Source organism: Paenibacillus sp. FSL E2-8871 (assembly GCF_038000345.1).
Classification (GTDB): domain Bacteria; phylum Bacillota; class Bacilli; order Paenibacillales; family Paenibacillaceae; genus Paenibacillus_AQ.
In genome coordinates this window covers 6,671,679-6,698,006 of sequence record NZ_JBBOBV010000001.1, presented here as the reverse complement: position 1 = coordinate 6,698,006, position 26,328 = coordinate 6,671,679, and the positions used below count along the sequence as shown (strand labels likewise).

Genomic DNA, 26,328 nt, shown 5'->3' with positions numbered 1-26,328 from the left:
TCTAATAAAATGATCGTTATCTTCACTGTACAATAAATTGCTGAGGAACTTGATATCTTCATTAGCTATTATTCAGTTCAAAAAACTATCAATAGCCCACTTTTAATTTTCTGATTAATTTTATTTATATATGTCCTATACTCATCCTTCTCATCTTCATATAACCAAATTTCTGATTTATTAATTAGATCATTGTCTATGATTAGACTAATGATTTTAATTAATGATTCTTTATTTACTTCTAAGATTTCAGAATCAACAGATGATAATTTTTCCGTTAATTCTACTGTATCAACCTCTGCAAAAAAAGGATTATCATCCTTTAACATTCTTTGAATAATTTCAAAAACGACCATTTCCACAAAAATATTTTGTCTTATACATCGTATAAGATCAAAATTATCCATGTTTTTAAGCGTTTTATCAAGAATATCTAGATACCATTTTATTAAAGGACTATCTGGGTTATCTATTGCGTTTTGAACTGCTTTATCATAAACTTCTTTAGATATGAACAAACTAAGTTTTTTAGTTCTATCAAACACATTCAACACCACCTTATTGATAATTATTTTGGAGGTAATATTCCTCCAAATGGAGCAAATATATCTTCTATTTTATTCATAGAAACGTTTACCTCATTAATTTTACTTGTATACAATTGTCTTAATTCACTATCTAAATTAGGATTTTTAATAATTCCATCATAGCTTTTTTTAAGCTTTTCCAATCCTCTATATGAGTCTGAAACTTCTTGCATATGATTAAATGGCATTCCATCCTCCCTCAATACTAGTGAACCATCCTTCCTTAAGAGTGGGATTCCATTTAATTCTTTTTCAGCACCTAATAAATCATCTGGTGTTACATGAGTATAGACCCTATCGTGTAGATTTAAAGTCGCTTGTTGGCTAGTTGTTATTTTTGACCTTGCAGTGTCTGATAAATCATCAACACTTGAGATTATTCTACCACCATTACCCGTCCCCTAAGTAGTTTCTTGATATTGAGAAATAAAAAAAGTGGTAACCTGATATTCCGGTTACCACCATTAATAAAAATTATAACTTGTGTCCGTAAAAATACTTTTGACCCTTTTCCCAGTTCTTACTTGAAAGTACATTAATATAATTGATAAAATCTTTATAATTATTTGCATTTATTACTGTGTTGTACTCAGCAGGTACTTTCACACCAGTCCAAATAGATAAAACAGACGGTATTAACTCCATTCTTAGCGGTTCTTCATTATTCGCCGCTATCAAAACCCTTTCCATCAATCTTTTCGCCAAGTCCCCAGGGAATGCTAACTTTTTATTAAAATAATAACTATCTACATCGTACTCTTGACTGATATTCACATAATATTGGCCAATCTCATCTACAGATACATTTTCACCTAAATGCTCTTCATAGTTTATAAAAGAATCAATTGAATCTCTGAGGATTAGTGAAGTATCACTAATCTCATCCCAATCTTCAAGTAAGGCCAACAAGTAAGGAATTACATAAAGTGAGAGTGAAGTAGTAGCCGCTGACGCAAATGTATTCACCGTTTCTTCTGTCGCTTCATTCAATAAATGAAAGTTATTAGAATTTCTTAAATCATCGTGTGTAGAGATTGAGAAAAAAATTCTAATACATAAATTTAATACAGCATCATCTTTTGTTTGATTCATTAATTGAATTAATAGTGGTTTTTGTGTAAAATCTCCTATCTTAAAGAGTTCAATTAAATTTAATATAACTTTCGTTTCTGTATCAGATTGTAAAATACTATCTTTAATATCTGAGATATTTTTAGTTGATTTCTCTCCAAACCAAATACTATTCATAATATTGCCCATATCTTTTCACCTACCCTCAATTCGTTATCTCTTGCCATTATCCCGAAGCCATTTTAAAATTTTATTTTGGAACACTGTGACCTCTGTATGAGTAGGATTATTTCCGAATAAAATAATACCATTTTTATTTTGAAATATTTTCAATACCTTAGCATTTTCTTTACCATAACCCATTTCATGATAAAAATCCAAATCCAAGTCTTCAAGCTTTTCTCGTCGGATAGTTGATTCTCCTGTAATTTTTATATTTGAATCTACATTTTCTCCTCCAAACGATAAGCCTTGAACATGATGGCCTTTTTCAAGCTCTCCCCTTCTGACTAATGCTTCATAGTCTGCTCGTGCTTGCTTCAATTCTTCACCTTTAACTACTATAGATTCATCAGGGTTAGGATACCAATCAGGGTTGGATTCATGCAATTTTTTTGCTTCATCATAATATGGGCCATACACATCCTTACCTGAGGCCCGTTTACCTTCACCCGTCCCCTCAACCGCCTTCACTTCTACATCCTTTATTGAATGATTACTCTCACTCTTCCCTTCCATCTTCTCTCTTAAAATCCGATCCATTTCATTCTTAAAATTGATTTGCATCGGAGTCTGTGGAAGTGCCGGGGTATCTACATCTAGATTATTTATCTTGAATTGAAAACCTTCATTTGTGCTGAATGCCGGCAACGGTTTTTTTACCTCAAAATCTTTTACAGAATCTAACCCTTTTGGAGGCTTTAGACCTCCGCTTCCTGTAGGAAGCAAAGATTTTTCTACCGGACCATACAACAACGTTACCATTCCCAGACTGTTGAGCCAATGATCCGCTGACCATGCTTCGTCTGGATTAAATGCTCCTTTCGCCATCTCCACTGTTCCCAGTGTTAACCAATCCGCAAACTTCTCCTTTGAGTCAAACATATGCTCTGATCGATCTTTCGCTGCTTCATATATCCCGACCGGAATATCTCCTGTTATCCCTAATGTTAACCAGTTAAAGAAGTCATAGGGGGAGTCTGTGGCCTTATCCGCACGAGTTCTTAATGTACCTACAAAACCCGTTCCAATCTCTTTAAAACTGTCTATCGATTTATAAAAGGCATTTTTAGAATCCTCGGGTTTTGCTTGATCCTCCGGTTTATTCTTTCTAAACAGATTATAGGAATCCAGTTGGGCGACTGATGAAGTCAATTTTATAACATCTCCCCAAGCCTTTCCACCTTGGTTTGTCATCACGTGTACACCCAGACTTACTCCAGTAGCAATCATCTGTTCCATGGTGGTTTGAATGCCTTCCAGTTGGCCTTTTGCCCAGGCTCCCTTCTCCCCTTTTTCCATTGCCGTCCGTAGTAGCAACTGATACGCTTCATTCTGAACTAGTGGTACGCTTCTACTAGTGATAGACGGATCATAATCACATGCCTTTACCACTGGTTTCTTAAAATAAGTGCTTAGATCCTTACCCGCCTGGTACTGGACCTCGTCTATACCCAAGGTTTTCAGCTTCTTGCGTGCGTCTTCCGCTAGCTTATGCATTGCGTCCATTTGAGTCTGATTTCCAAACGCCTGATATACCTCATAGGCTGTCTGCGCCTTCGCGATCTGATCCCGCGCCAGGTAGATATCCTTCAGCTTGCTTTGCGCGGCTATGGAGTCGATCGTTCCCAGTCCTGAATTTTTAACAGTTGCCTGGAGCTTCTGCACCATAGGATCACTATTCAACTCATCCCAACCCAGCAGAGTAGCAAGTGAGGTGATCAGATTCGTGACCGCTTTCTGAGCCGTCGTCGGAATAGAAGACTTCCCTATTGCACTTCCGCCCCCAAACCTTTCGAACATACCACCAAGAACACCGAGCTGTTGAAAAAGTTGATTTGCCTGCCTTTTGTTCTCATCCTGTGCGCCTTGAACACCTTTTATCGCGCCTCGAATGATGTCTTCCAGTTTTTCAGCTTCTACCGTTAGTTCGTTGATGATTATCTGCGCCTGCACCTGGTTTGATCCTAATGGGATACCACTCCAGTTACTAGCTTGACCTTTCAATTGGAGATACAGCCGGTTGGTGTCCTGGCTTACCTGTTTTATTTTCGTCTGCAGGCGCTCGACTTCATCTACGTTAAATGTAAGCTTCGTTAACGCCATGTGCTTCCCCCTGCTTGCTTCTAATAAAATTAGCTATGCAGCACTCTGCATAGCTAATTGCATTCTTATGTAGTGGAGCTCATGAAGTTTGTTTTACTTAAAAACTATACTAGAATTTTTGCGAATTCTTAACTGCATTTGAAAGCTCTTTATACTTTGTAGATACAGTATTCATATGATCTCCAAGATCCTGAAGTGATTCTGCAAACTTATCAAATGTCGGTTTCAATTTTTCCACCTTATCTGTAAAATCCCTTGCCGCCTCATCCTCCCAAACACTATTAAGATTTTTCATTGTAGTCATAACTTTTTTAATCAATGCGTCTACTTCCGTACCGTAATTTTTAATAATTTTTGCCTGTCCAGCCAATCCATCATAACTCAATGTAACTTTACTTGTTGCCATTCTTAACCTCTCCTTTAAGTGATTGTTTTTATATAAAAATGAACTTAAAAAATGATTTTTCAAACCTATAAGATCTTTTAAGTTCATTATTATAACTCCAGTTTCCTTATTAGTTATTATTTCAAGTTCTATCTACCCTGTCCCTGATAATCGTTTCGCACAGAATAATCTGACTCGAACAGAATGATATCCCCAGAGGAAAAAGAGAACATCTGCCCCATTTCATCTGCGCTCCCAGTCATCTGACCTTCAATCGCCCACATGTTAGCAATCGGTGCCTTGTAGCCTAAAATACGAGTGTCTGCATCTCCATTTTTAGTCGTATAGATTTGGAAATTCACCAGAATATAACCACCAGTCATGAACTCCTTCTCATGCCCATCTAATGCGCCTCCATACTGATTCGCCAGAGTGACGATGTTTGTTCCCTTTGGCAGGATATATGGTGCAATCGGCAAGTTATACTCCCCGTACCAATGCTGTACGCTGCGGACGGCTGTGATCGGATTAACTACATTCGGGATGTCGGTCGGGCCGACTAAAGTTCTCGATTCAAAGGGCAGGACTTCCATGTCGTAGCCGTACGCGATTTTGGTTTTTCGCTTTAGATACTGTTTGTAGAACTTAAACCAAGGCGTCTTATCTCGCTCCGCTTGAGTCACTATATAGTTGTACTCATAGCTTGCTGCCGTCGATAATTCACCACTCGATATATTCCGCAAGCCATCCGCCAAGCGGTAGGTCCGGGTGTAGCTCAGCTTGTCCTTTGGGGAGCCGACGCCGATCATCTTATTCTTCGAGCCGGAAATATCATAGTACAGATCGACGGGTGTCGCTGTACCTCCGTTTTTCGGAATAAAATAGAAGCTTGGCTCGATCCGGATACCCTCGCCCGGCTGCCACAGGTTCCCGATGGTCCGAAAGTCAAACAGGAAGGAATAGCCGTTATGCGGTACCGTCCTTTGCTCCGTGGGGTGAGAACCCTTGCGGATCGGCAGCTGCCACTGTGTTTGTCCGCTTAAATCGGTCGGTATGCCATTCTCATCATTTCCGCCGGTATAATACATCGCGTTGCTATGCTCAAATGTCCCGACACCCGTTCGAAACACCTTCTCAAACCGGAAATCCCCAATGTCCCAAATCCGGAAATCGAACAGTCGACCGACGACCCCAATATTAAAACTCTCCGAAGCGCAGTAATTCGTCAAATTACCGTTCAAGTTCACCTCACAAAGATCCGATCCATCTGATGGAGCGTTAATCGCCCAAGTCTGCGTATGAATGGTATAGTCGCCTTCATTCACCCAGGTTGGCATAGTAAAGGTCATGGACGGTGTTCCAACAGGGATATAGATCCAGGTATTCTCCGGGTAATACTGGCTGCCTTGAAACACACCAAACGGAAATTGAATCCGCTTGTTTTTCGTGTATTTGGCATAATCCCGGTTACCGTACCCAGGGATATTGAGATGCTGGCCACCCTCCGTAAAATGTATGATGAACGGCCGATCCAAGATCAGCACCGCCCTAGTCATATCCGGTGTCATACGTTGATCGAATGGGCGGTTATCGTCTGGAAGAAGAGAGTAGTTGACGACCGGTGTGTGCACGGTGACGGAGTTTATCGGAGAGATCGAAAATTCCTGATCTCCGTTTCCCTCTACGTTCTCCGACAGCATCGTATAATAAATGGTACCCGTGCTGGTTGTATTCTGCCGATTGAGTAAACCGCTATTGATCATCAACTGGCCCTCGTAAAGCACCTCGTCTCCGATGATTTGCGGATCAGGTATCCTCCCTGGGGTGGGCCCGATCTTGTTAGCAACGGTATCATCCATAATCGTTTCCCCGTTAAATACTAGTCGGTCATTCTGCACCTCAGGATCTTTGGTCTGCATTTCAGCAAGGTCTGTGAGCACGTCTGTATCATCAACATCGTTAGGACCCGGTTCGTGGTCTCCACCATCTACCACTTCTGGCTTGAATTCTATCCCTCCCGTATCTTGGGGAACAACATGGTCTTCTACTTCTGTATTATTGGTAAGCTCGACCGTCGGCGAACCATAATTATTAGGATATAGAGTGACTTCTCCTCCAGGCAGCGCATAGTTCTCCATCTGGGCACGATCGATTTGATAAACAGCTAACTGATCTACCTGCCAGTACGCATATTCTTTTGGAGTCAAGTCAAAGGTATAGGTCTTATCAAATTTCCCTGTTTTAGGAAGCGGAGATTGAGGAATCGATGTTCCATTTGGTCCCGGAAGATTCGGCTGCGCTTCGTCCCACTTCGTCGGATATGTAACCTTTACGCTGCAGGAATAACGAATCTCACCTGCCATATTGGCGAAGGTATGTTCAAATAAATAGTTCTTTGTCCAGGCATTGGCATATAGATTCTCTGATGTAGGGATTCCCGATGACACATCAAAATGACGTCCATTTGCCGCGTCGTCACCAAGAATCACTCCGTTCGCATTGGGTTCCATAAATGACGTTTGCGGAGCAGCGATCTTGTTAGGCGGTTGAATGGTGTATGTGCACTCGCCTGTGCCTTCCCCCGGTTCAGGCGGGTCATTGTCTTTTTTGTAGCTAGCTACCATATTGACTCCGCCTACATAAACCTTAAAATTACGCTGAATCACAGCAGGATCATTCGAAGCCTTACTTTGAATATATAATTGTTCACCTGGCCTTAGGATCGGAGAAAGCCAGGATTTGGTGATGGCATATGTCTGCCCCCCATAGGTAACTGTCTCTGGGAAAGATTTGATTACATTATAGCCAGCTTTATAATTACCTATTTCTTGAGTCCTCACCACCGTCCCGTTCGACAGCTTCAGAGTCATATTAACAGGATAGTCTTTTCCTTTAAAGGTTATAGCGACATCGAAATATTGCCTAAAATCTTCGGGGTGAGCCCAACTCTCTGCATGTTTTATTTGATATAGCGTATGGAAGGGTCCCGAAACCTGGGTGGGGTTATTTCTGGGACCCGTCACTACCCGCATAATGGCGCTAGCGTATAACGGGGTGCCTTCAGAAATATTTTGTTCCGCTTTAGCTTGTTTAATAGCCTGAAGCACTTCGGTTTCAGTCCACATGAAATTTGTAGTCACTATCCCTCCTGCAATAGTTTCTGAAGTCACATGTCCTCCACCATTATCCTGTAATTTAAAATGTTTATTAGCTGCTAATTTGGTAGGATCACATTGTACTTCACCTCCATAAGCTTCAGAGGACGCACACGTTGGCTCGGTATGAATATACCAGCCTACTGTTTGGAACCTTATACTTGAGGTGGCTTCATTGGAAGTAGTTGTATATAAAAAACCCCCATTTTCAAACTTGGCATATGGGACAGCCTCAACAAGACTAGTCAAAGGCGAAAGCAACAAAGAAATTAGTAGAATAAACAGTAGGCAATGGAGACATTTACGTCGCATCTTTCATCACTTCACTTCATGCAGGGTAGTATTTTCAAACAAACTGGAGAGTCCATCTAAATTCTTAGTTTCACCGTAAGCACCATCATAGCCAGCACCATCATAATAGTTCGAAGAAATAGCTATATCAGCATAACCTTCATACCAGACACCCTTCTTTAATTTTCCAGAGAGTCTGATATCAGCAAGTTTGAGATAAGTATCATTTAACAATTCTTTATACTCTGTATAATTATTTATTCTGAACCGGAACTTGGATCGAACGAACCAACCAAAACCGGAGTCATATACCATTGAAGGCTCTGGATCGATTGATCCCTCTATTTGAATCTTGTTCTTTTTCACCCATTCGGCATACTCTTTAATATTCTGCTCACGGTAAGAAATCGCCTGATTCTCGTACTTAAAAGATTCTTTTGCATAACTTGCCGGATCAATCGTTTTGTAATCCACGTTCAACCGTAAATCATACCCAATCTTCATACGGTTGATGATCTTGGCCATATCTTCACTTGTTATCTTTTTGCTACTATACATTAGCGATCCGGTCATTGCATACTTGGGATCATAGAATGTTATGGAATTTTTCATTTCGTACATTTCATTTGGGATGTCTTCCAGAATGTATGGATAATTTTTATAGTTCTTAGGTAGGATAGTCGTACGTATCTTCCTTCCAAAATAATCAAGCTCCCCTAAATCTTTACCCGGCATGTGAATATGTACACTTTGAGTAAACTCGTCCACCTCTACTTCTGCGGATAACAGATCAGAGACAACGGTTAATGGAATCATCGTCATTCCATCTTTTTGTACAACCATGGCGCCAAGCGCTACTGGTTGCCCGTTCACTTTCGCAAAAGAAGAACCTACTGTCAGCACAATTTTGTTTTCTTTTTGCTGCAGGGTTAACATCTTGGCAGCTGCGTTCCAGTTGGATTGTGTACCAAGTTTGCCCGAAATCATGCGGAACGGAATCATCGTCGTCCCGTTCTCTGTATAGGGATGGCCGGTTGTCAATGGATATTTCTCCCCATCCATGATGACGTTCACTGCTTTGGCAGCTGTTCCTGCCGCTCCCGCTGTATTGATTAACAATACTAAGCTTGCGAACACGCACATGACTATAGTCATGCCTCTTATTGCCTTCTCTAATCTAGTAATTGCTGATAGACTTTTTAATTTAAAATCCCTCATGTTCTTACTCCTCCACAATGAAACTTTTTTAGAATCCGATGATCCTATTCTCCATACCAAATCTTTTTCTCCCACATCTATCACCTAACCGCACAATCCTCAATAAAATACCCTTTTCGCGCGGCCTCCTCTGGATCGAATAGACTTTCTATAACAGTAACCCCCGAGGGTACACAGCTTTCTCCGTAAGCAATATGTCGCCCAGCTGAATTCCGGGTACCTATCAGAACCTTTCGTCGCATTACTGCCCCACCACCTAAGGAATATGCATCCAGCAGTTCTCCACCAGGAAGCGGATAACCTTGAATAAAAGCCATGATCCCTACATCCTGTATGGATTGCTCCTTCAGTCCTCTGGGTAGTGTGAACTGCACCGACAAGCCCATTCGTTTCACCAGCTCCAAATGTCTGTTAATGGCTGTTGCCAAGTCTTTTTCAACGAGTGATGTGATCGTACTCTGCCGGATTTCGTGAAATAGTTCTATAGAGGTCAGAGGATTAAGATTGGTCTCAGCCGCCAGGGCTGTATACTCCCCCTCATAGAATTCATTAGAACTAGTATCATACACCCGCGCATTGTCATCCAAAGTGAAATAAAGCAAATTGCCGTTCTGAAGCTTGTAGTAATAGGGACGCTCAGGCCAACTCACAGGCTTAAGTTCATCCTTCCCGCTATCACTAGCCGTGTCGTCCAAAGTAACCAACGTATAGCCGCTATATCCAAACATCACCAGTGCGGGTATATGCATTTTTAAATTGTTCATTTCAGTCTGGTTGTTCTCCAGCCCAAATTTCAAAGCTAAATTACTGTAAAAAACACTTAGCACATCCTGATCCAGTTGCAACTGGCGTTCCCGCCCATAGTGCACTGCTGTGATAGTAGGCTGCTGTTCCAGTCGTGACAGATAATCACCAGCATCATCCACTGCGGCTTGAAAATCATCCGAATAGCGTTTATACATGTCCTGATTAAAGACCTGAAGATCTTCTCGAGTGTCACCCATAAGAACAAGAGGAATGACCAGAATTAGAAAAATAAGCACAACACTAAGGGGCTTCACTTCGTACCATCCCCCCATACTTCAAATTGACCGGAATCATTTCACTATGAAACAAGAGCGATCGCATCCGTGAGGCAAGTGTCGTACCCTCAGATTCCAGCCGGACATTGAACAGATCGCCCACATGCATAGTAAACCTTCTACTTGGATCATCTGCAGCCAGTAAAGGTCCTGAATGCGGATATAAGATTTCCAAAATATCCTTGCTGAAATATCCGTCATATCGGACACTAAAGCTGTTCTGGAATGTAGAGTAGTCATCAGGATTCGTATATAAGGGCTGTAAATTCTTTTTGTAATACTCCATTTGCACTTTGAAAACACCATATGAAGCATCCAACGAATGAAGAAACAGCTCATAATTGGAAGTATCCACGTATCCTTTAGCACGAACGGTATCCACGAATTCCACCACAGCCGCATTGGCGGCGAGCTTAGTATTCCTTTCTACAACTTCGGATTGACGGAATGCCGGATAGACTCCGAACACAAATGCCAGCAAAATAATAATAATTACACCTTTCAGCGCGTCTGCCATGCGGCTCCTCCTTTCTAGCGGGTGGCGGAGATTTCCGTAATCATCTCATCGGTTCGCGTGACTCTTAACTGATAAGCAGCATCAGGCACTCCACGTAAATCCACTGCTGTAAGGTCCGTTTCCTCATTAATTGCAATGCCATCAATATATAAAATATATTCCCCCTCCAGTGCTGGAGGGATCATACCGATGACCTGCTCACCGCTAATTTTGTTCAAATCACCTGTCCCTTTGTAAGGTGCCGATGCAACTGTCGGCAGCTCATAGTGACTATTTGGAACAACACTCTCCATCTCCAGACGCAAAAAAGTAAATCCGCCTACGGCGAATAATATCCAAGCAAAGAGGGTTAGTAGAAATTGAGTACTAGTTTTCATTTAGTGGCTTCATCCTGATTAAATTCTATTAATCGAACCTCACCATTCTTATCCCTAAATACTTTGGCTTTAAAAAGAGACTGCGTATTTACATTGCAATTTTCAGCATTTTCAACACCTGTTTTGCTTTGATCCAGCATCTGAGACACACTATGTGATTCCACTGACGACTCCTTAACAAAACCACCTTCAGGATTAGTGTCACTTACTGTTGGAATGCCATAATAAGTTTCATAAGTATTTTCTGCATAAAATCCTTTCGTATTTACTCCAGTCTTTATCAGAATGGAAAATTGCGGACGTCCCTTATATCTCATTGCTGCATTAATAACATCCTGGCCAGAGACATTCTTGTTATCATAACTGTTAAACTCCGCTTGATTAATCATTTGAGTCTGTGCCAGGGTCTGCTCCTGGGCACGGATGAAATAATTATTAATGACAAGATATATACTGACACCTGCGGCAATAATCAAAATTGTAACAATAATACCAATCACCCACTTCAGTCCGGTAGAAATATTCTCCATAATTGCTCACCAATCCCTTATTTTTACATTCATAAAGCAGAATACAGATACAATAATTTAAGGCTGTGTAAATACAATTAGCCTGACCTCTTCGTTCTTATCTCTGTAAATTTTAGCCTTAAAGCGCCCAAGCGTGTTAATGTTATATTTATCACTTTCTATATCCAGCATTTGAGAAACACTTTTGAATTCTCCAGCTCCATCTCTATCTTTAGACAAGTCTACACTCCCACTAGAAGCTGGAACTGGATATTTAGCTCCATAAGTATTTTCCGCATAAAATCCTTCAGTTTTATTTTCCCCTGTATAAATCTTAATCGCGAACTGCGGACGTCCCTTATACCGCATGGCCGCATTAATCACATCTTGGCCGGATACATCCTTATTATCATAGCTATTGAATTCCGCTTGATTTATCATCTGGGTCTGGGCCAGAGTCTGTTCCTGTGCGCGGATGAAGTAGTTGTTGATAACCAGATAAATACTTACGCCTGCGGCAATAATCAGAATGGTAACAATAATGCCAATAACCCATTTAAGTCCGGTCGAGATGTTCTCCATGAAGTTTCCTCCTCACCTTATTTGAAGCTAGTTTTTATTTTATTGCTCTTTACGCATCTACTCCGCTACGAAATAAATAGCTGCAATCCGCTCATTTTTATCTTTTATCAGCTTCGCCTTAAATCTGGCTTGCGGACTAATATAATATCTTCCTGAAGCCTCCGAGAGTTCTTTTACATCTATGCCTCTAGAATCAGGTCCCTCTTTGAAACTCCCACTGGAATAATCGAACGCACGGCAATAACCTTTTTCACTTGGATTCATGCTAAATCTTCTTTCAGCCTCATTCTGACCATTGACATATGGTTTTTCAATGTATAAGCAGAAGCCCTGCTGCGACTCGTACCTCCGATAAGCCGTAAGAATCTGAGAGCCACTGACGATCTGATTGTCAAATGCGGAATATTGCTGCTCCGAAAGCTCCCTGGCCTGTGCCGCCGCCTGGCTATTCGCCAATTCGACAACGGGTTGTGTCTTCCCCCACAAGAACAGACCGGATGATATAATGGCCAGCGTGATCAGAATCGATATCGTTGTTTTCAAAAAGCTTGCTATATTCTCCATGCCTGTATCTCCTTCACATTTTGCCAGTTACAACAGTCAGGTCACCCAGCTGCTGAAAGGCCATATAGACGAAGGGAAGCAGTAAATATAAGGTGAACGTTGCCTGCATCGGCAAGAACCCGAACATTTTACCCAGTGTACTTTTCCTGCTGATGACCTTCTCATAGTGCTCCTTGCGCTGATCCATCGCGAATGCCCTCTCCGCATCCATATCATCAAACGCCTTCTTCACCGGAATCAGATCGGCTGCCACCTGCAAGCGGTCTGCGAGCCGTTCGAGGGGAACGAACCGCGCGTCCTCCTTCAGATTCTCAATGGCGCTCCAGCCTCCAGCCTCATAATCCAGCATGCAGCGCAGCAGCTGCCGCTCAAAAATATAGCTGTAACGATGCAGCCACTCTATCATTTCGTACACGCTGATATTCGGAAATTGAGACAACATCATAGAAAGCGTATTGAAGCCATCCACCTCATTCTGCATTTCCCACTTTCGCAGCTGGGTACGAATGATTAAATAAGCGTCGGGAAGATAGAAGCCGGCCACCGCCAGCCCAAAGGCTAGTAGCAGCTCATACCATTTGTAAATTTCCGCATGATATTGTTCAACCCTATTCACTAACTGTGCAGCATAGGTATTCTGATTCAGACTGTTCTGCACAAAAGACTTGTTCTCAGCTTTCTCCTCAATGTAGGACAACATCTGATCCGGTGTAATATCCTTCGCTACCAGTTCTCCAATTAAAGTCTGCTCAAAAGCGTACCGTTCCTCGCTCAGCATCTTCTGAGATTCTGTCTGATTGCCCCCTGTTGTAATCTGCTTATTGGGGTGCAAAATGTTGTGCTTGATATTGGCATGGATGGAAAATTGAAGCGATACGATCAGCATAAAGATAACTACTGCCGCTAATGTTTTCTGCAAAAAGAAGGCCTGTTGCGACAACCCAGAGTTAGCATCCTTCAATTTGCCGGCTACCTTGAAATGAAGAGGCTCATGTTCTGCCGGCGTGATTCGATCCACCAATTTAAAGATCCATTTTTTCTTCAGAATCCGTTTTAACCACTTACCCTCATCTTTGATAGATTGTGTATCTTCATCCACACCCTTGAGAATCCGCAAGGCAATAAACGATATTATGAACGTGATATAAAGTAAGATTAAAGAATATAACCCCCAGGCCGAATTGTAGTAATTAGATACAATAGGAAACATTCCCTCCGCCCAATTGCGGATTGGATCCAGCATGAATACCGGTGAAATGGCTACAAAAACGATACCATATAACAAACGATCGATTCGTTCACGTCGATTAATATCCATATGAATCTCTTCTCTGATATTGCCAAGCATCGATAGATAAATCGAACGCTCCCCTTTATGGATATCCGCATCACCATATTCACCTATTTTGTAACTCACCCCAGCCAGTTGCTTCATATAACGGTTAGGTGCAATCTCATAATATTTCTGCAGTTCATCTTCCGGGTCCACCGCTGCCAGAATCCCGGCAATCTGCCGGGCATGCACGGCTACCATTGGTTTCGAACGTTCCGCAGAATTCTCCAAGCTGACTTGCACCATATGTGTCTGATGATATTCATGGCGAATATCCAGAATCATGGACGATTGGTCATATAACATCTGCTTTACTAAACGCCCAATGAAGAGATCACTAAGGACACCTCCAAGATAAACTGAGACTAGCATAATAGTCGCACGGCTTACCCAGGATGAAGTCCAGAGGAATGAACTCAACGAAATGATCAGAATACAAGCAACAATCATTAGCGTCAGCGCAGCCGCGCGACTTCTGATCATGATTTCATTGCCTGCATGAACCAAGGTCAGACGCGAGCGCATCCGGTGAAGAAGTTTCTTCACTAATGGCAGTTCATCAAGTACCGGATAAGTTTTATGGGCCTGCTCCAACCATCTTTTTTCCTTTGTTCTCGTTGGCAGGAGAGCCTTTAGTCGCCTTTGCTCTTGATATTGTGTTCCCTTCAATTTACGCTGCACTATGTTAAGCAGCACAAGCAGGACAACCAGTAGCACTCCCGAGGTTCCCAAAATAATCAACAATAGGTTTTGCAGATTCATGCGGATTGCCCCCAATACTTCTCAAGAAATGCAGCGAATTTTAGTGCATCCTCTTCATCCATATTTTTGCGCATTTCATCGATTTTACGGCTGCTGATCGGATGCTTGGTCACGTATTCTCCGGCTTCCCACACAATGACATCCTTATAGTCATAGGAACGCCGATCTGTCATCCGGCCAAAATATTCGGTCACGGTATCCATAAAAGCATCCAGCTTGTCCGTAATATTCTCAGGATCCTTGTAGTTCTGAGGATATTCGAACTGTGGATCTGCCGGGATAATCTCTGTAATCCGTTCGATATATCTTTTCCCAGCACGCAGGACCAGATGGACGTTGAAACCAAGCGCCTCAACAACCTGAACCTCAGCAATTTTCTCATTACTGAAGGCTCCCGATGCGATAAGACTATTGCGCAAAGCGCTGACCAAATTGGGCAGCGTTTTGCCGTGGTGTGTAAATAATGTATATTCAGAAGCTACCTGGGCTGCCTGAATCACATAACTGACCACACTATGAGTAGCCGCCTCACCAACAATATTCACAGCGCCATCCGTTTTTTTCTGCACATCCAGCCCATCCTGCCCACTAACGGAGGGGGTTTCTCTAAAGGATAAAATATTTTTACCCGGATACATTTTTCTTGCCCAGATCTCGAAGGAAGTCTCCTGAATCCGGATATTCTTCGAATCAATATATTTGATCAGTGCCTTAAGCAGCGTTGTTTTCCCCGAGCCCTGTCTGCCAGTGATAGCAGTGACCTGATGGCCCAGGATGAGAAAAACAAGCATATCAATCGCAAGCTGTGCCCCTTGATCTTGGATCTGCTGATCCAATTCCACGAGCGAATCGTTAAATTTGCGGACAAAAAAAGCCCAGCTTTCAGCCATTTTGGGCCGCACAACCACGACCCGGCTGCCATCAGCCATATCGTTGATGATATAACCCTTGGATTCATTTAATTGTCCAGGGTTACCAAACCCATAGATATTTTGGCAAACCCGCTTAAGCTCCTTCTCAGAACCAAAACTTAAGAATTCCAGGTGAAGGGACTTTCCGCGGTAGAACGTCCACACCGCATCATAGGATTGTGGTATGAAATGCTGCTGTTTCGTATATTCCAGAAAATCTGTAGTCTGCACGACATCAGGAGGCATGCCACTTGTTCCTCCATTGACTCCGTCGATATTCTGATCTCGAAGCTCATCAATAACGCCGAGCCCCTTATAAATCTGATAAGCTCTCTGAACAATAATTTCAATCTTGTCCTGAATGGACAATCTCGGCTGCTCGGACTGATAGATATGGCGAATCTGCTCTTCGGTGATCTTATACCCTTTAGATCCATCAGGCAGCTTTTGCAGTGTATCCAGGCTATATTTGCTTACTATTACATTAAATGCATTCTGACCATGATCTTTTTTGAAAACATAAAGCAAGATATCGAAGCAATCCTGTGAAGTCAATCGATTCGTATGGCCGAAGCTGATAATCCTATCTACATTTCCTTCATCCAGACCGTAGGTCTGAACTAATAGATCCTTCATATAAAGCTTCACGTATTTCTTAGCGGATAGATCGCCGTGCATGCAACTTCGGAGCGCTTTCTGCAATTCCCTTCGCCGCGCCTTCCGACGGTTGTATTCTTCCTCACTTGGGCTTCCTTCATAAAGAGACGCAGCTATAATCTCCTCAAAAGCCCTTCTCAGAAACAGCACGATTTCATTCATATCATATTTCAGTTGGACGGAAGGTGGAGCAGCATCCTTACGTCTGCCCAGCCATAAGTACAGGAACACTCCAATAGCTAACAGGACTACAAAGATCAGAATCAGATTAATCATTCGCAGCATCCAATTCCGATACTGGAGAAATCTCCAGCATCCGGAGAATAAGCTGTCCCATATGTCGTACCGCCTCAGTGAAGCTTCCGTCCTCACTAAACTCCAGAAAACGGGATTTAGCTTCTCTTGCCTTCAATAGAAACTGAACAAAACGCCGTTCATTTTGAGCATCCATATAACCAATATGATGTGGGATAACACCTACTGCTTTTTTCTTCAATTCATACAGCTTAATAATTCTCTCTTTATTGAACCTGGAGCTGCGCTCATAAGCCCCAATACAATAGAGGACTGGCTTATGACTCGGCACAGGAGCATTGTTTTTATTCAAAAAATAGGAATCCAGACTTACCTGATTCTGATTTAGGTTAACCACAATCAAATCTGCCTGCTCCATAACCAGAGACACAACATCCGGATCATCTTCAGAGGAAAGGTCCACAAATAACAAATCATAAAACCTGCGATAATCTTTGTAGATATGCGGAAGCAAGAGCTTTGTCTCATGTTTCTCAGTACTCATAGATCCCCTAAGCAGTTCCAACCGATCCTTAAGAATGGACTCCGCATGATCTCTAATTCCTTCAGGTGTAAGCATTCCACACTGCACTAATCTCTCAATCGCATCCATTCCGCCGGTGGTCTGTGCAGACTGAAGCGTTGTTCTTGTCTGTGAGAACAAATGCTCAAGCACCCCTTGCTCCAAATGCGTATGTGTCATTAACACGCGGATATGATGATCTAGCGCTATGGTAGCCGCAACAGCTGCCATATTCGAAGTTGTTCTCCCCTGCCCTTGAGCAGGTCCCCAGAAAGCTACTAGCATAATTACCTACCCCCGTTTCCTTGCATACTGCCACAGCTTCTTGATGTCTTGCTTTGGAACATCGCAAATTTCAATCAAAAAGTCATTTACGGCTTCGGCAAAATCCTTATCTACCTTAAGATCCACCCTTCCATCATGGACCCAATCAATTCTTCGCTCCGGACTACTGATGTAACTGATCTTCGAAGTAATCACTGGATAATATTTATCCACATACTTCAGTCCAAGTCCGCATTCTTCTTCTATGACAAGCAGTACAGTAGGTATCCGTTTCTGATCCAGCAACATATCTACGTTCTCCATAGCCTGACGTTCATAGGTGGTTGCGAAGACAATAATCTCCTCCTCAAGACCCTCAGGATACCCATGATGCCAGTCATACAGAACGATATCCGGTTTGTCAGCTACGGTTGAATCAGCAATCTTTATACCAGACACTTCACCTTCAAAATACTGATAATTCCTGCTGTTATCCGAAATAATCATGACATCGTTGTTGAAATAACTTTTCAACAGAATAGCCGCTGCCAGTATGAAATCGTGCTTCTCGCAATCCCCTGCGACAACAATGTGCAAATCGGTCACTCTCCTTCCAGCAGACTGTCATCTGTGGCTGCTTCTTTATTCGTCACACCCGTTGAACTCTGGTCTGCACTTGAATCGATCGGCGCTTGATTGGTCCGATCTATCACTCCGTTCACGGATTGGCTGTCATCAACTTTCGCAGCCTCCTCTGCTGCTGCCGCTCCCTGCACAGCCTTTCTCTGGATCACACCACTGCCGCTTGGTGCCTGTGCTCCGACACGAATTCTATCTTCATCCTCCATAACTTCGAGTCGTTTCTCCAGTTCTTTCCGAAGATTGGCAGCAAGACTCCACTTGGCCTGATCTATAATGAAAGGATTATCCTTAATTACTCCTAGTACATCCAGATTAGGGACATAATTGACTACAGGTTCAGGCTGAAGCTCCGGTTCTACGTACTGTTTCATATACAGCTCCGCGTTATTTATGTATGCATCCACCAGGGCAGCTTGCAGGAGCTGTGCTTCTTCTTCATTGTCATTAAAAAATGTATATTGATTCGCTAAATCTACGTCCTTCAGCGACTTCTTTCCTACGACTATGTAATCCTCGCCATTTGGGAAAACTATCCGAATATCTACGACATCTTTTTTCGTTAACCGAAGCGGCAGTTTAATATATTCAGTCTCTTCTTTTCGTTCTGATGGCTCCAATCTCGCTTCATCACGTACCATTTCAGTAGTTACCGCTGTGCCTGACAATGCATCAATCTTCAAGTACTTGCCTACAATCGCTTTAGACTCACTGATCAGATTATCCGGTGAGGAGAATTTGGGTAGCTTCTCTTCCATTACATCCTCAGCAGTAATCACCTCTCCAGCTAGCTTTGGAGATATCAGAACATAGGCTGTCTGGGATTGGTCCATATAGCGCTGCAAGACTTCATCTTTATCATTCAGCTGTTCTTCGTAAGCTGCCCGCTCGTCGATCAGCTTAGCGTTATAATGGCGATAAGTTGCAAACCATACCCCGGATGTGGCAACGGCAACAAGACAACCTGATAGGATCGTATATCTCAATATTTTTTTCCGCTTACGTATTGCCACTTCAAGACCTCATTTCCATCCCTATTTGATTTTCCCTTTCGATTTTGCGGCCGCCGCCGCTGCCGCTGCTGCCCGTTCGGAGGCTTGTCTCTCAGCTTCCTTAAGTCTGGCTGCTTCCGCTCTCTCTTCCTCCACCTGTAATTTATCTGCATATTTCATCATATTTGATTCAATTTGGGCGATGGTAGATTTAAATTCGTTCATTTTCTTAATCCATTCCTCACAATGCTGCTTAAACTCTTCCCCACCCAAATCTACCCAATAACCTGACACTCCTGTGATTGCTGCTCTCATCTTATCGCTGCACTCCTGGGCAGGAGAGAGAAGTCGATGGCAATCAAAAGCAATGCCCCTTACCATACCTGAATTCATACCCAGCCTCCTGATTGATAATTACCGGCTCTCCGGAACAAATGAAAATCCTATGCCTATTAATAACAAGGTCACAAACAAAACCGTCCCAACAATTCCCCAGAGCAATGTTTGCTTGCGAAAGAGCTTTTTCTGAACGGTCAGCAGCTTCATTACCCATTCGACAGCCGCTTTATCTGGATACAAAGGATCTTGATGTGCAGGCATCAGTGTCGTTTGAATTTCTGCAAAATCCTTTTTCAACATTTGTAATACTTCCTGATGTCCATTTTCCAGCAGTAGCCTGCACCGCTTGCGCTCATAAGGATTAAGGGTGTTCAGCTTCTCTTTCAGCAGTTCATACTTCCACATAGCCCCGTTGCCTACCAAAATAGGAATTTGCGAGTTCCACCACAGCTCGAGTCCGCTGGTGCCCTTCCGCTCCCGATGGATATCCACCCATAGAATGATATGCGTGAACTCACTGGCCAAAAGCTCCGAAATATCCCACGAATACCCTCTGCGATAGAAAGTGACTCCTTCATATTCGAACATGGTAGAAACCGAATCTTCTTTCTCACCCTTAAAAACAATCTGTTCAAGCGAACTGATTTCGGGCCTGTCATCTCCGCATACCAGAGGCTTCCAGCCCAGTTCTGCTAGACCCGCGGCCAGCAGAAATGCAGCCGCACCTACGTCTTCTTCCCCTCCGACACCACAAACTCCAATGACAAGTGGTACATTGCTGCCCAGAATTCTCGTACTTGCTGCTGGCGTCGACTCCTCTTCTACCGGAATAGATTGTTCCAGACTCTCCAGCGTTTCCGCTTCGGCTAATGACGGGGTCTCCTTTCTGGCCGGAGGCTTAGGTCTAGGCGGGGTTGATCCTGCTGAAGAGCGAGGAGCAACAGAAGGTCTCCTGTTGACGGCATCCGCTACATTGCTGGAACCGGCCACTGGCTGTGGACGGGTAAGCGACTCCACCGGTCTCGGAGGAGCAGACGGTGCCTCTTCCACTGCCGCGCCAGAAGCTGCTCTTGAGGATGAGCCTTTAAACGAAGAAAAAAGGCCTTTCTTTTTACCCAGGATATGATAATAATCCCTTGTAGTTTTTTTCTCTTTGATCCAATTCAGAAGATCATCGCCCTGGAATTCCGTAGTGAACTGAAGATCATGTATGTTCATATTTACCAGGGTCCGTATAAATTCAATATCCGTTTGCAGCGCCGGGTCTAACTGAACAATCAACCGCGTATGTTTAAGATATTTGCGGATCAGTGTCATGAAACTGATAATATCCGCAGCCTTGACCGGTGTGCCCAGACCCGCGCCGCCCTCCATAATTACAATGGCGGAAGGATCGACCTCCTTGCTACTGAAACCACTTATAAAACTATGTAATGTAGAATGTTTACCAGAAATTACATAACCCTCATGCTCCAGCGACCTGGATAGCAGCATTATAAGTTCTGGTGAGCAGACTAAGTGTACGCTTTTCATAGGAATCCTCCTTTACGATCTCCCAGCTCAATAGGGCAAAATACGAACTATGGCTCCGTCCCCTTGTATAATCTCTGCGAGAACAGCATGCGGCCCCAACTCAATCCATTCTTCGCCCGTACGGCTAGCTTCACATTTAAATTCCCAGTTATCCGGAAGCCAGTTGGCTTGCTTAAGTAGCTCGATACATTGCCCTGTAGAAATAGAAAGAGAGACTTCCAAATCCAAATACTTCTCTCTTTCACCTTTAAATACAAAAGTAGTCAGTGCAGTTGACATAGTCTGATCCCCCAGATTTGTTAAGCTTCTTGCAGCCAATTACATAATTCATTTACTACTGTAGACAAGGATTGTGTGGTTTGACTGGCATCTTCTTCCACCCCACGCAGCAGCCACATTTGATCTTCATGAATCAACAGGTTCAGTTCGCGAATCACCTGTGCCTCCTCGGTTATACATTGGATTTCTGCCAAGGAAGTTATGAATGCACCTGCTTGAAGAGACTTCCCCACCCACGTTTCAAGATCTACTTCTTTATTTATCGCTTTTTGTAATTTATCTTTATCGCTCAATTCCCACACTAAAGGGATTCTCTCAATGACCTGATACATCAGCTCATGTAGTGCATAAATCTCCTGAAGCTTATAGGTGTTACTTTCCGGCTGATGCTCAAGTTCAAACCAAACTTCATCCTGAACAAAATAGAAGACCTTGCAAGTCTGCTGATTTGTATGCATAAGCTGGCAAAAATAAGATTTGCAGCTGGATGCAATAGCGATACCTCTATGAAGCACTTCATTCACTTTAGCGAGCCCCACAAAATCAACCTCTAAATATCCCTTCACTTCCAGCGACCTCATCTGAGTATCCATTAGGGAGCGTAAATTGCGCTCCGATTCGCCTTTGAGATCGATGTCCAGACCTGGAAAACTAGTTTCTCCTATCAAAGCAGTCAAATAGATAATTTCTAAAGGATGCAATTCAAACATTTCACGAGCCGGCTTCATCGCTTTCTTCACCTGCTTATCTATAGTTCTGTAATCATTTTGAGGCGTGATATGGTCCCCTCAGTTAGCAGCATCGCTTCAGTATTGTCCAACACCTCGTTCAGTTCATGGTATTCCATATTCTCGAGTAGTGGAGCATAAGACAAATGATCGTTGGGTCTTCCATCGGACAACAATGCATGTCCACTGTTAATCAGTTCACCCGCAAAATCAGTGACCAAGTGCATTTGATTCAGTTCAAACGAATCGCTGCCGACCAGCAGCAATACACCAAGTCCACCGCCAAACCTTGCTATCCGCTCCAAATGATCCAGTGAATCATTCTCCATCAGATCAAAAGCGGACTTAAGATGTGGCATTACAATGACAAGAAGCGGATACTTAGACAGAATATACTCAGCCTCGTCAAATTCTTCACGATTTTGGGCATCTGCAAAAGCTTGCCGGGCATCATTTTTCCTTAGTTGAAGCTGATCCACTAAGGATTGTGTGAGCTGTAAAAACTCTTCAGCTGTACTCATATAGCGCGTAATCGTTGAACTAGCTTTCAGGCTCGGTATACTGACAACACCACTGTCAAACAGATGGAATTCCATATTTACTTCGCCTGCCGATTTATCAAGAGCTTGTATTAAGGCGTTAAATCTAAAGTCCACATGCTTTTGAGTAGTATAAGACACTACAAAATTGCTAACCTGCTTTACATTAATCTCTACCGGAAGTGTAGTATCCCAATCCAGCCCGAGCGGTACCAGATAATTCCCCTGCGCTTGTTCCTTAGGCACACGTTCCAGAAGCTCTGCCAGTGAAAGCTTGTCCGGGATCACTGAAATCCCCACAGGGTTATTTACTCCTGCCACTCCTTTCATCTCCGAACTAATCCGGCGGAGAGAGGCAGCAATCTGATCATCAGAGCTGCCATCCACAGGAAGCGCGGTATGAAATTCCAGAATCCGGTTATCTTTGAGCAGTCCGCGCCCTACGGTATTCGTTGGCTCCATCCCTTCTGTTCTGCCCAGAATACTGGAATAATCCAATCTATCAGACATTTGATATACTAGAGCCTGCTTAATATTCTGGCTGATTCGGTAAGGATAAGAGTTTACAGCATTGGCAGCGAACACGAAGTATATCCCGTAATTACCGCCTTCACGCACCAGCTTGGAAAGCTCTAAGATAAAGTCATCATAGGCTTCTGAGAATCCTGTGTAATTATCGAGCAGAATAACAATATAAGGAACCTTCTCTCCAGTGGCCGCACTGTACGAGACCAAATTGCTGATTCCAAGCTGAGAAAACTTACGTTTGCGTTCATCCAATTGGGACAACAACCAACTGATCAGTTTTCCAAGCTTTTGTTCATCCTCTGGAAAAATAATATCCCCTACATGTGGAAGCTCGTGGAATACTCCCAAGGTACGTGTACCAAAATCCAATATATAGAAATGAACATAATCAGGTTCATATTTCAAGGCGAGGGACATGATAATTGTCTTTAACAGCGTAGTCTTACCGCTGCTCGGCGCTCCATAAACCAGTAAATGTCCATCCTGATTAAAATTAATATCCAGATTGTATTGCTCCTGATCTGACGGATTATCAATTCGTCCAACGGTGGCAATAAGATTCTGATCTGGCTGCTTCCATGATTGCCCATCCCAGATCTGATTCTGATCTATAACATCCGCTAAAGTCATAGTCTCCGGAAGTGGAGGCAGCCACAGCTGAAAGGCCTCTCCGATCGATTGCTCAGCAGAAATGGCAGCTATATGATTAACCACAGCCTGCAGCTCACTCAGTTGCGAGGCATGATCACTGTTTTTCGCTTTCGGAATCAGAGCTCTACGTTCACCACTTAGTGAAACGATATCCATCTTGGGACTTCCATCCTGATCTGTCTCCCCTGCTTGATAAGGCGCTCCGCTCCAGGAGGATTGGAACAAAGTGAATACTTCATTATTACCAACTTGCAAATACCCACGGCCTTTTTCTTTGATCTCTGCTGCCTCCGTGCGTTTCAGCATCTCCTGACTATCCGAAGGTGTCTGCACCTTCAGACATAGCTTAAATCTGGAGTTACTCCAGATCTGGTCATCGACTACGCCAGAAGGTTTTTGTGTTGCCAATATTAAGTGAATCCCCAAGCTTCTTCCGACCCGTGCCGCACTGACTAGCTCTTTCATAAATTCCGGTTGATCTGATTTAAGTTCTGCGAACTCATCTACCACTATGATCAAATGCGGCAAGGGAAGGTTAACTTCTTTATTGCGGTAAAGAACGATGTAATTATCAATGCTGGTCACTCCGGCTTCACTGAATAGTCGCTGTCTCCGCAAAAGCTCACTTTTGATGGATGCAAGGGCCCGATTGATCTGATTACCGCCAAGATTGGTGATTGTTCCCACCAGATGTGGAAGTCCAAGAAAAGCATTAGCCATTCCTCCACCCTTATAGTCGATCAGTACAAAAGCAATCTCATGCGGATGATAATTTACCGCCAGACCCAAAAGTAGAGACTGAAGCAGCTCACTTTTCCCCGATCCGGTAGTGCCGGCTACTAGACCATGTGGACCATAGCTTTTTTCGTGCATATCGAACAAAAGAAATTTCCCGCCTGCCCCGAGCCCCAGAGGAATGGACATTGTACGGTTAGCCTGGTTTTTTGACCAGCGCTCCATTACCTTTAGATCCTCTACCTGCTCAACCTCAAAGCTCTCCAGAAAAGTAACCATTGGTGGGATATAGCTGTTATTTTGACCTTCCTTAATTCTGAGCGGAGACAAGGAACGGGCAAAAAACTCTGAATTTTTTTTATCCAGAGAATCGGCAGAAAAATAATCCGCTAAATGACTTAACAGCTGATTAGTATCTTTTCGAACCATCCCCTTACCATCCTTGATTTCCAGAATAGCCTGGGAATTCAGCGGCAGCGCAACATCAATCTTTTCCGATGTAAAAATGCTGGTCACCCCAAGTGAAGCATTACCTGAGAGCAAATACTTCATCATATCCGTGCTGTCCCACAGTTCAGGAGCAAAAACCAGAAAAACATAATGCGGGGTCTGCATTGGCTGTAGTCCATAACCATTCGTGCTGTTTTCTTCTCTTTTTCTAAGCTCTGGAAGTAATTCATCCGCAATATTGGAGGCATCAAAGGATGTTGTAGCCAAACTTCTCTGGCTTCGATTTTTATTCCATGTATGGGGCAACCATTTCAACCATTCCCAGTGCTGCAGATCATCAGGCTGCATCACGCATATTACTCTTACATCATCGTAGCCTTGGTGTGTTGTTAAATGAACTAGAACACCATTGAGGAAATCACGAACCTCCTGCTGTTTGCCGTATATTCCGAGCGTATTAATATTCCTTAGCGGTATGTAGACCGGAATATCTCGCACAAAATACATCTCTTCGCATATTTTACTGGCGATTTCTTCAAGAGGGTTGTCATCGTCAATCGCTTTCGCTTTCGAGCTATATATTGGCACCAGAGCAATCGGCTGGATACCAACACCAACCCTGAGATTCAAAAAGTCATCTTCAATTCCGGTTTTTTCCCACAACTGCTTGCTTCTCCCCCGTACGATTTCTACGCAGGATTGAATACTTGGATGGATATATGTATAGGCTTCTCGTTGCGTACTGGCGGCACTTTGTAAATCATTACGAACCTGGAATAAGTAGTTGAGATATTTCTTTTCAAGTTTTTTGTTCTGTTCATGATGTTTTTTCACACTGGATTTATAATTCAAAATTGAAACCATGACCGTCAGAACAGTCATACCCATGGTTGATATCAGCATGGTAAACGACCTGGTCAATGTTGACATAAATATAGAGATGACTAACATCCCGATGGGGGGGACTATAATCGTCAACCATGAGAAGGTTGGTTTTCCCGATGGCCGGGCAGGATCCTCCAAAACCAATTCACCTTCCGGGTAATTTGGTTTAATTCGAGGGGTTCTTTGTACCTGATTAGTTAGCATTTCTTGAGCACTCATCTTTTTCATCACCACTGGATAGGAATTTTGGATTAACAAGAATAAATAGTGTAAATTTTAAATAAAAAATAAATTATTTTCCAATTTAGGAGATACATACTGCATTATCGGTTCGACGACTAAATAGTTTATATTTTCCATAACATTTTTTGCTAAAATGGTTCAAAGATCCCCAATAAATTACCATTATATTCATAAAAGTAAAATTACTAGTGTATATAGATCCAGTTCTAAGGTCACCTCATCGTACTTTCTTTTTGATATAATTTAAGACATTTGGCACATTTACTTTTTTTATTTCTTTTTGTTCATCTTACTTCTCAGGACTAAAATTACGAGTTTTTTGTATCCAATATTCCATTTTAGACCCTATGCATCAGACCATTTCTACCAAACTGGAGAGA

General features: G+C 42.8%; 23 protein-coding genes. All 23 read right to left on the bottom strand.

Annotation, left to right across the window (positions count from 1 at the left end; genetic code table 11):
• Window positions 1-77: 77 nt before the first annotated feature.
• Window positions 78-545 carry a contact-dependent growth inhibition system immunity protein gene (locus tag NYE25_RS29935; RefSeq protein ID WP_341147578.1) on the bottom strand — a complete coding sequence of 156 codons (468 nt, stop codon included), beginning with the start codon at window positions 543-545 and terminating at the stop codon, window positions 78-80.
• A gap of 23 nt (window positions 546-568) precedes the next feature.
• Window positions 569-775, bottom strand: coding sequence for a hypothetical protein (locus NYE25_RS31380; RefSeq protein ID WP_445667163.1), 207 nt, complete (start codon window positions 773-775; stop codon window positions 569-571).
• 286 nt (window positions 776-1,061) lie between these two features.
• Window positions 1,062-1,847 (bottom strand): Imm47 family immunity protein, encoded by a 786-nt coding sequence (gene imm47, locus NYE25_RS29925; RefSeq protein WP_341147577.1) that lies wholly within the window; start codon window positions 1,845-1,847, stop codon window positions 1,062-1,064.
• 24 nt (window positions 1,848-1,871) lie between these two features.
• Window positions 1,872-3,983 carry a hypothetical protein gene (locus NYE25_RS29920; protein WP_341147576.1) on the bottom strand — a complete coding sequence of 704 codons (2,112 nt, stop codon included), beginning with the start codon at window positions 3,981-3,983 and terminating at the stop codon, window positions 1,872-1,874.
• A gap of 109 nt (window positions 3,984-4,092) precedes the next feature.
• Entirely contained in the window at window positions 4,093-4,476 is a 384-nt protein-coding gene (locus NYE25_RS29915; protein WP_341147575.1) for a WXG100 family type VII secretion target, read from the bottom strand.
• A gap of 41 nt (window positions 4,477-4,517) precedes the next feature.
• On the bottom strand, window positions 4,518-7,508 hold the full coding sequence (locus tag NYE25_RS29910; protein WP_341147574.1) for a DUF5704 domain-containing protein: 2,991 nt from the start codon (window positions 7,506-7,508) through the stop codon (window positions 4,518-4,520).
• 333 nt (window positions 7,509-7,841) lie between these two features.
• Window positions 7,842-9,032 (bottom strand): copper amine oxidase N-terminal domain-containing protein, encoded by a 1,191-nt coding sequence (locus NYE25_RS29905; protein ID WP_341147573.1) that lies wholly within the window; start codon window positions 9,030-9,032, stop codon window positions 7,842-7,844.
• 80 nt (window positions 9,033-9,112) lie between these two features.
• A complete protein-coding gene (locus NYE25_RS29900) occupies window positions 9,113-10,093 on the bottom strand; it encodes a hypothetical protein (RefSeq protein ID WP_341147572.1) in 981 nt (326 codons plus the stop codon).
• Window positions 10,080-10,631 (bottom strand): hypothetical protein, encoded by a 552-nt coding sequence (locus NYE25_RS29895; RefSeq protein ID WP_341147571.1) that lies wholly within the window; start codon window positions 10,629-10,631, stop codon window positions 10,080-10,082. Before NYE25_RS29895 ends, NYE25_RS29900 begins: the two co-directional genes overlap by 14 nt.
• Before the next feature lie 14 nt (window positions 10,632-10,645).
• Window positions 10,646-11,008, bottom strand: coding sequence for a hypothetical protein (locus NYE25_RS29890; protein ID WP_341147570.1), 363 nt, complete (start codon window positions 11,006-11,008; stop codon window positions 10,646-10,648).
• Entirely contained in the window at window positions 11,005-11,538 is a 534-nt protein-coding gene (locus tag NYE25_RS29885) for a hypothetical protein (RefSeq protein ID WP_341147569.1), read from the bottom strand. Before NYE25_RS29885 ends, NYE25_RS29890 begins: the two co-directional genes overlap by 4 nt.
• 57 nt (window positions 11,539-11,595) lie before the next feature.
• A complete protein-coding gene (locus NYE25_RS29880; RefSeq protein ID WP_341147568.1) occupies window positions 11,596-12,099 on the bottom strand; it encodes a hypothetical protein in 504 nt (167 codons plus the stop codon).
• A 57-nt stretch (window positions 12,100-12,156) separates the two neighbouring features.
• Entirely contained in the window at window positions 12,157-12,663 is a 507-nt protein-coding gene (locus NYE25_RS29875) for a hypothetical protein (RefSeq protein ID WP_341147567.1), read from the bottom strand.
• Window positions 12,664-12,676: 13 nt separating this feature from the next.
• On the bottom strand, window positions 12,677-14,758 hold the full coding sequence (locus tag NYE25_RS29870) for a hypothetical protein (RefSeq protein WP_341147566.1): 2,082 nt from the start codon (window positions 14,756-14,758) through the stop codon (window positions 12,677-12,679).
• Window positions 14,755-16,602 (bottom strand): ATPase, T2SS/T4P/T4SS family, encoded by a 1,848-nt coding sequence (locus NYE25_RS29865; protein WP_341147565.1) that lies wholly within the window; start codon window positions 16,600-16,602, stop codon window positions 14,755-14,757. The genes NYE25_RS29870 and NYE25_RS29865 overlap by 4 nt, the downstream gene beginning before the upstream one ends.
• Window positions 16,595-17,428 carry a hypothetical protein gene (locus NYE25_RS29860; RefSeq protein ID WP_341147564.1) on the bottom strand — a complete coding sequence of 278 codons (834 nt, stop codon included), beginning with the start codon at window positions 17,426-17,428 and terminating at the stop codon, window positions 16,595-16,597. The genes NYE25_RS29865 and NYE25_RS29860 overlap by 8 nt, the downstream gene beginning before the upstream one ends.
• 6 nt (window positions 17,429-17,434) lie before the next feature.
• Window positions 17,435-18,004, bottom strand: a complete 570-nt coding sequence (locus NYE25_RS29855) for a hypothetical protein (protein ID WP_341049235.1) — start codon at window positions 18,002-18,004, stop codon at window positions 17,435-17,437.
• Window positions 18,005-18,009: 5 nt separating this feature from the next.
• Window positions 18,010-19,059, bottom strand: coding sequence for an SAF domain-containing protein (locus tag NYE25_RS29850; RefSeq protein WP_076208263.1), 1,050 nt, complete (start codon window positions 19,057-19,059; stop codon window positions 18,010-18,012).
• A 21-nt stretch (window positions 19,060-19,080) separates the two neighbouring features.
• Window positions 19,081-19,431 (bottom strand): hypothetical protein, encoded by a 351-nt coding sequence (locus NYE25_RS29845; RefSeq protein ID WP_341147563.1) that lies wholly within the window; start codon window positions 19,429-19,431, stop codon window positions 19,081-19,083.
• 21 nt (window positions 19,432-19,452) lie between these two features.
• Window positions 19,453-20,910 (bottom strand): hypothetical protein, encoded by a 1,458-nt coding sequence (locus NYE25_RS29840; protein ID WP_341147562.1) that lies wholly within the window; start codon window positions 20,908-20,910, stop codon window positions 19,453-19,455.
• Window positions 20,911-20,937: 27 nt separating this feature from the next.
• Entirely contained in the window at window positions 20,938-21,189 is a 252-nt protein-coding gene (locus NYE25_RS29835; RefSeq protein WP_076286996.1) for a hypothetical protein, read from the bottom strand.
• Window positions 21,190-21,209: 20 nt separating this feature from the next.
• A complete protein-coding gene (locus tag NYE25_RS29830) occupies window positions 21,210-21,917 on the bottom strand; it encodes a hypothetical protein (protein WP_341147561.1) in 708 nt (235 codons plus the stop codon).
• A 20-nt stretch (window positions 21,918-21,937) separates the two neighbouring features.
• Window positions 21,938-25,924 carry a type VII secretion protein EssC gene (gene essC, locus NYE25_RS29825; protein ID WP_341147560.1) on the bottom strand — a complete coding sequence of 1,329 codons (3,987 nt, stop codon included), beginning with the start codon at window positions 25,922-25,924 and terminating at the stop codon, window positions 21,938-21,940.
• Window positions 25,925-26,328: the final 404 nt, after the last annotated feature.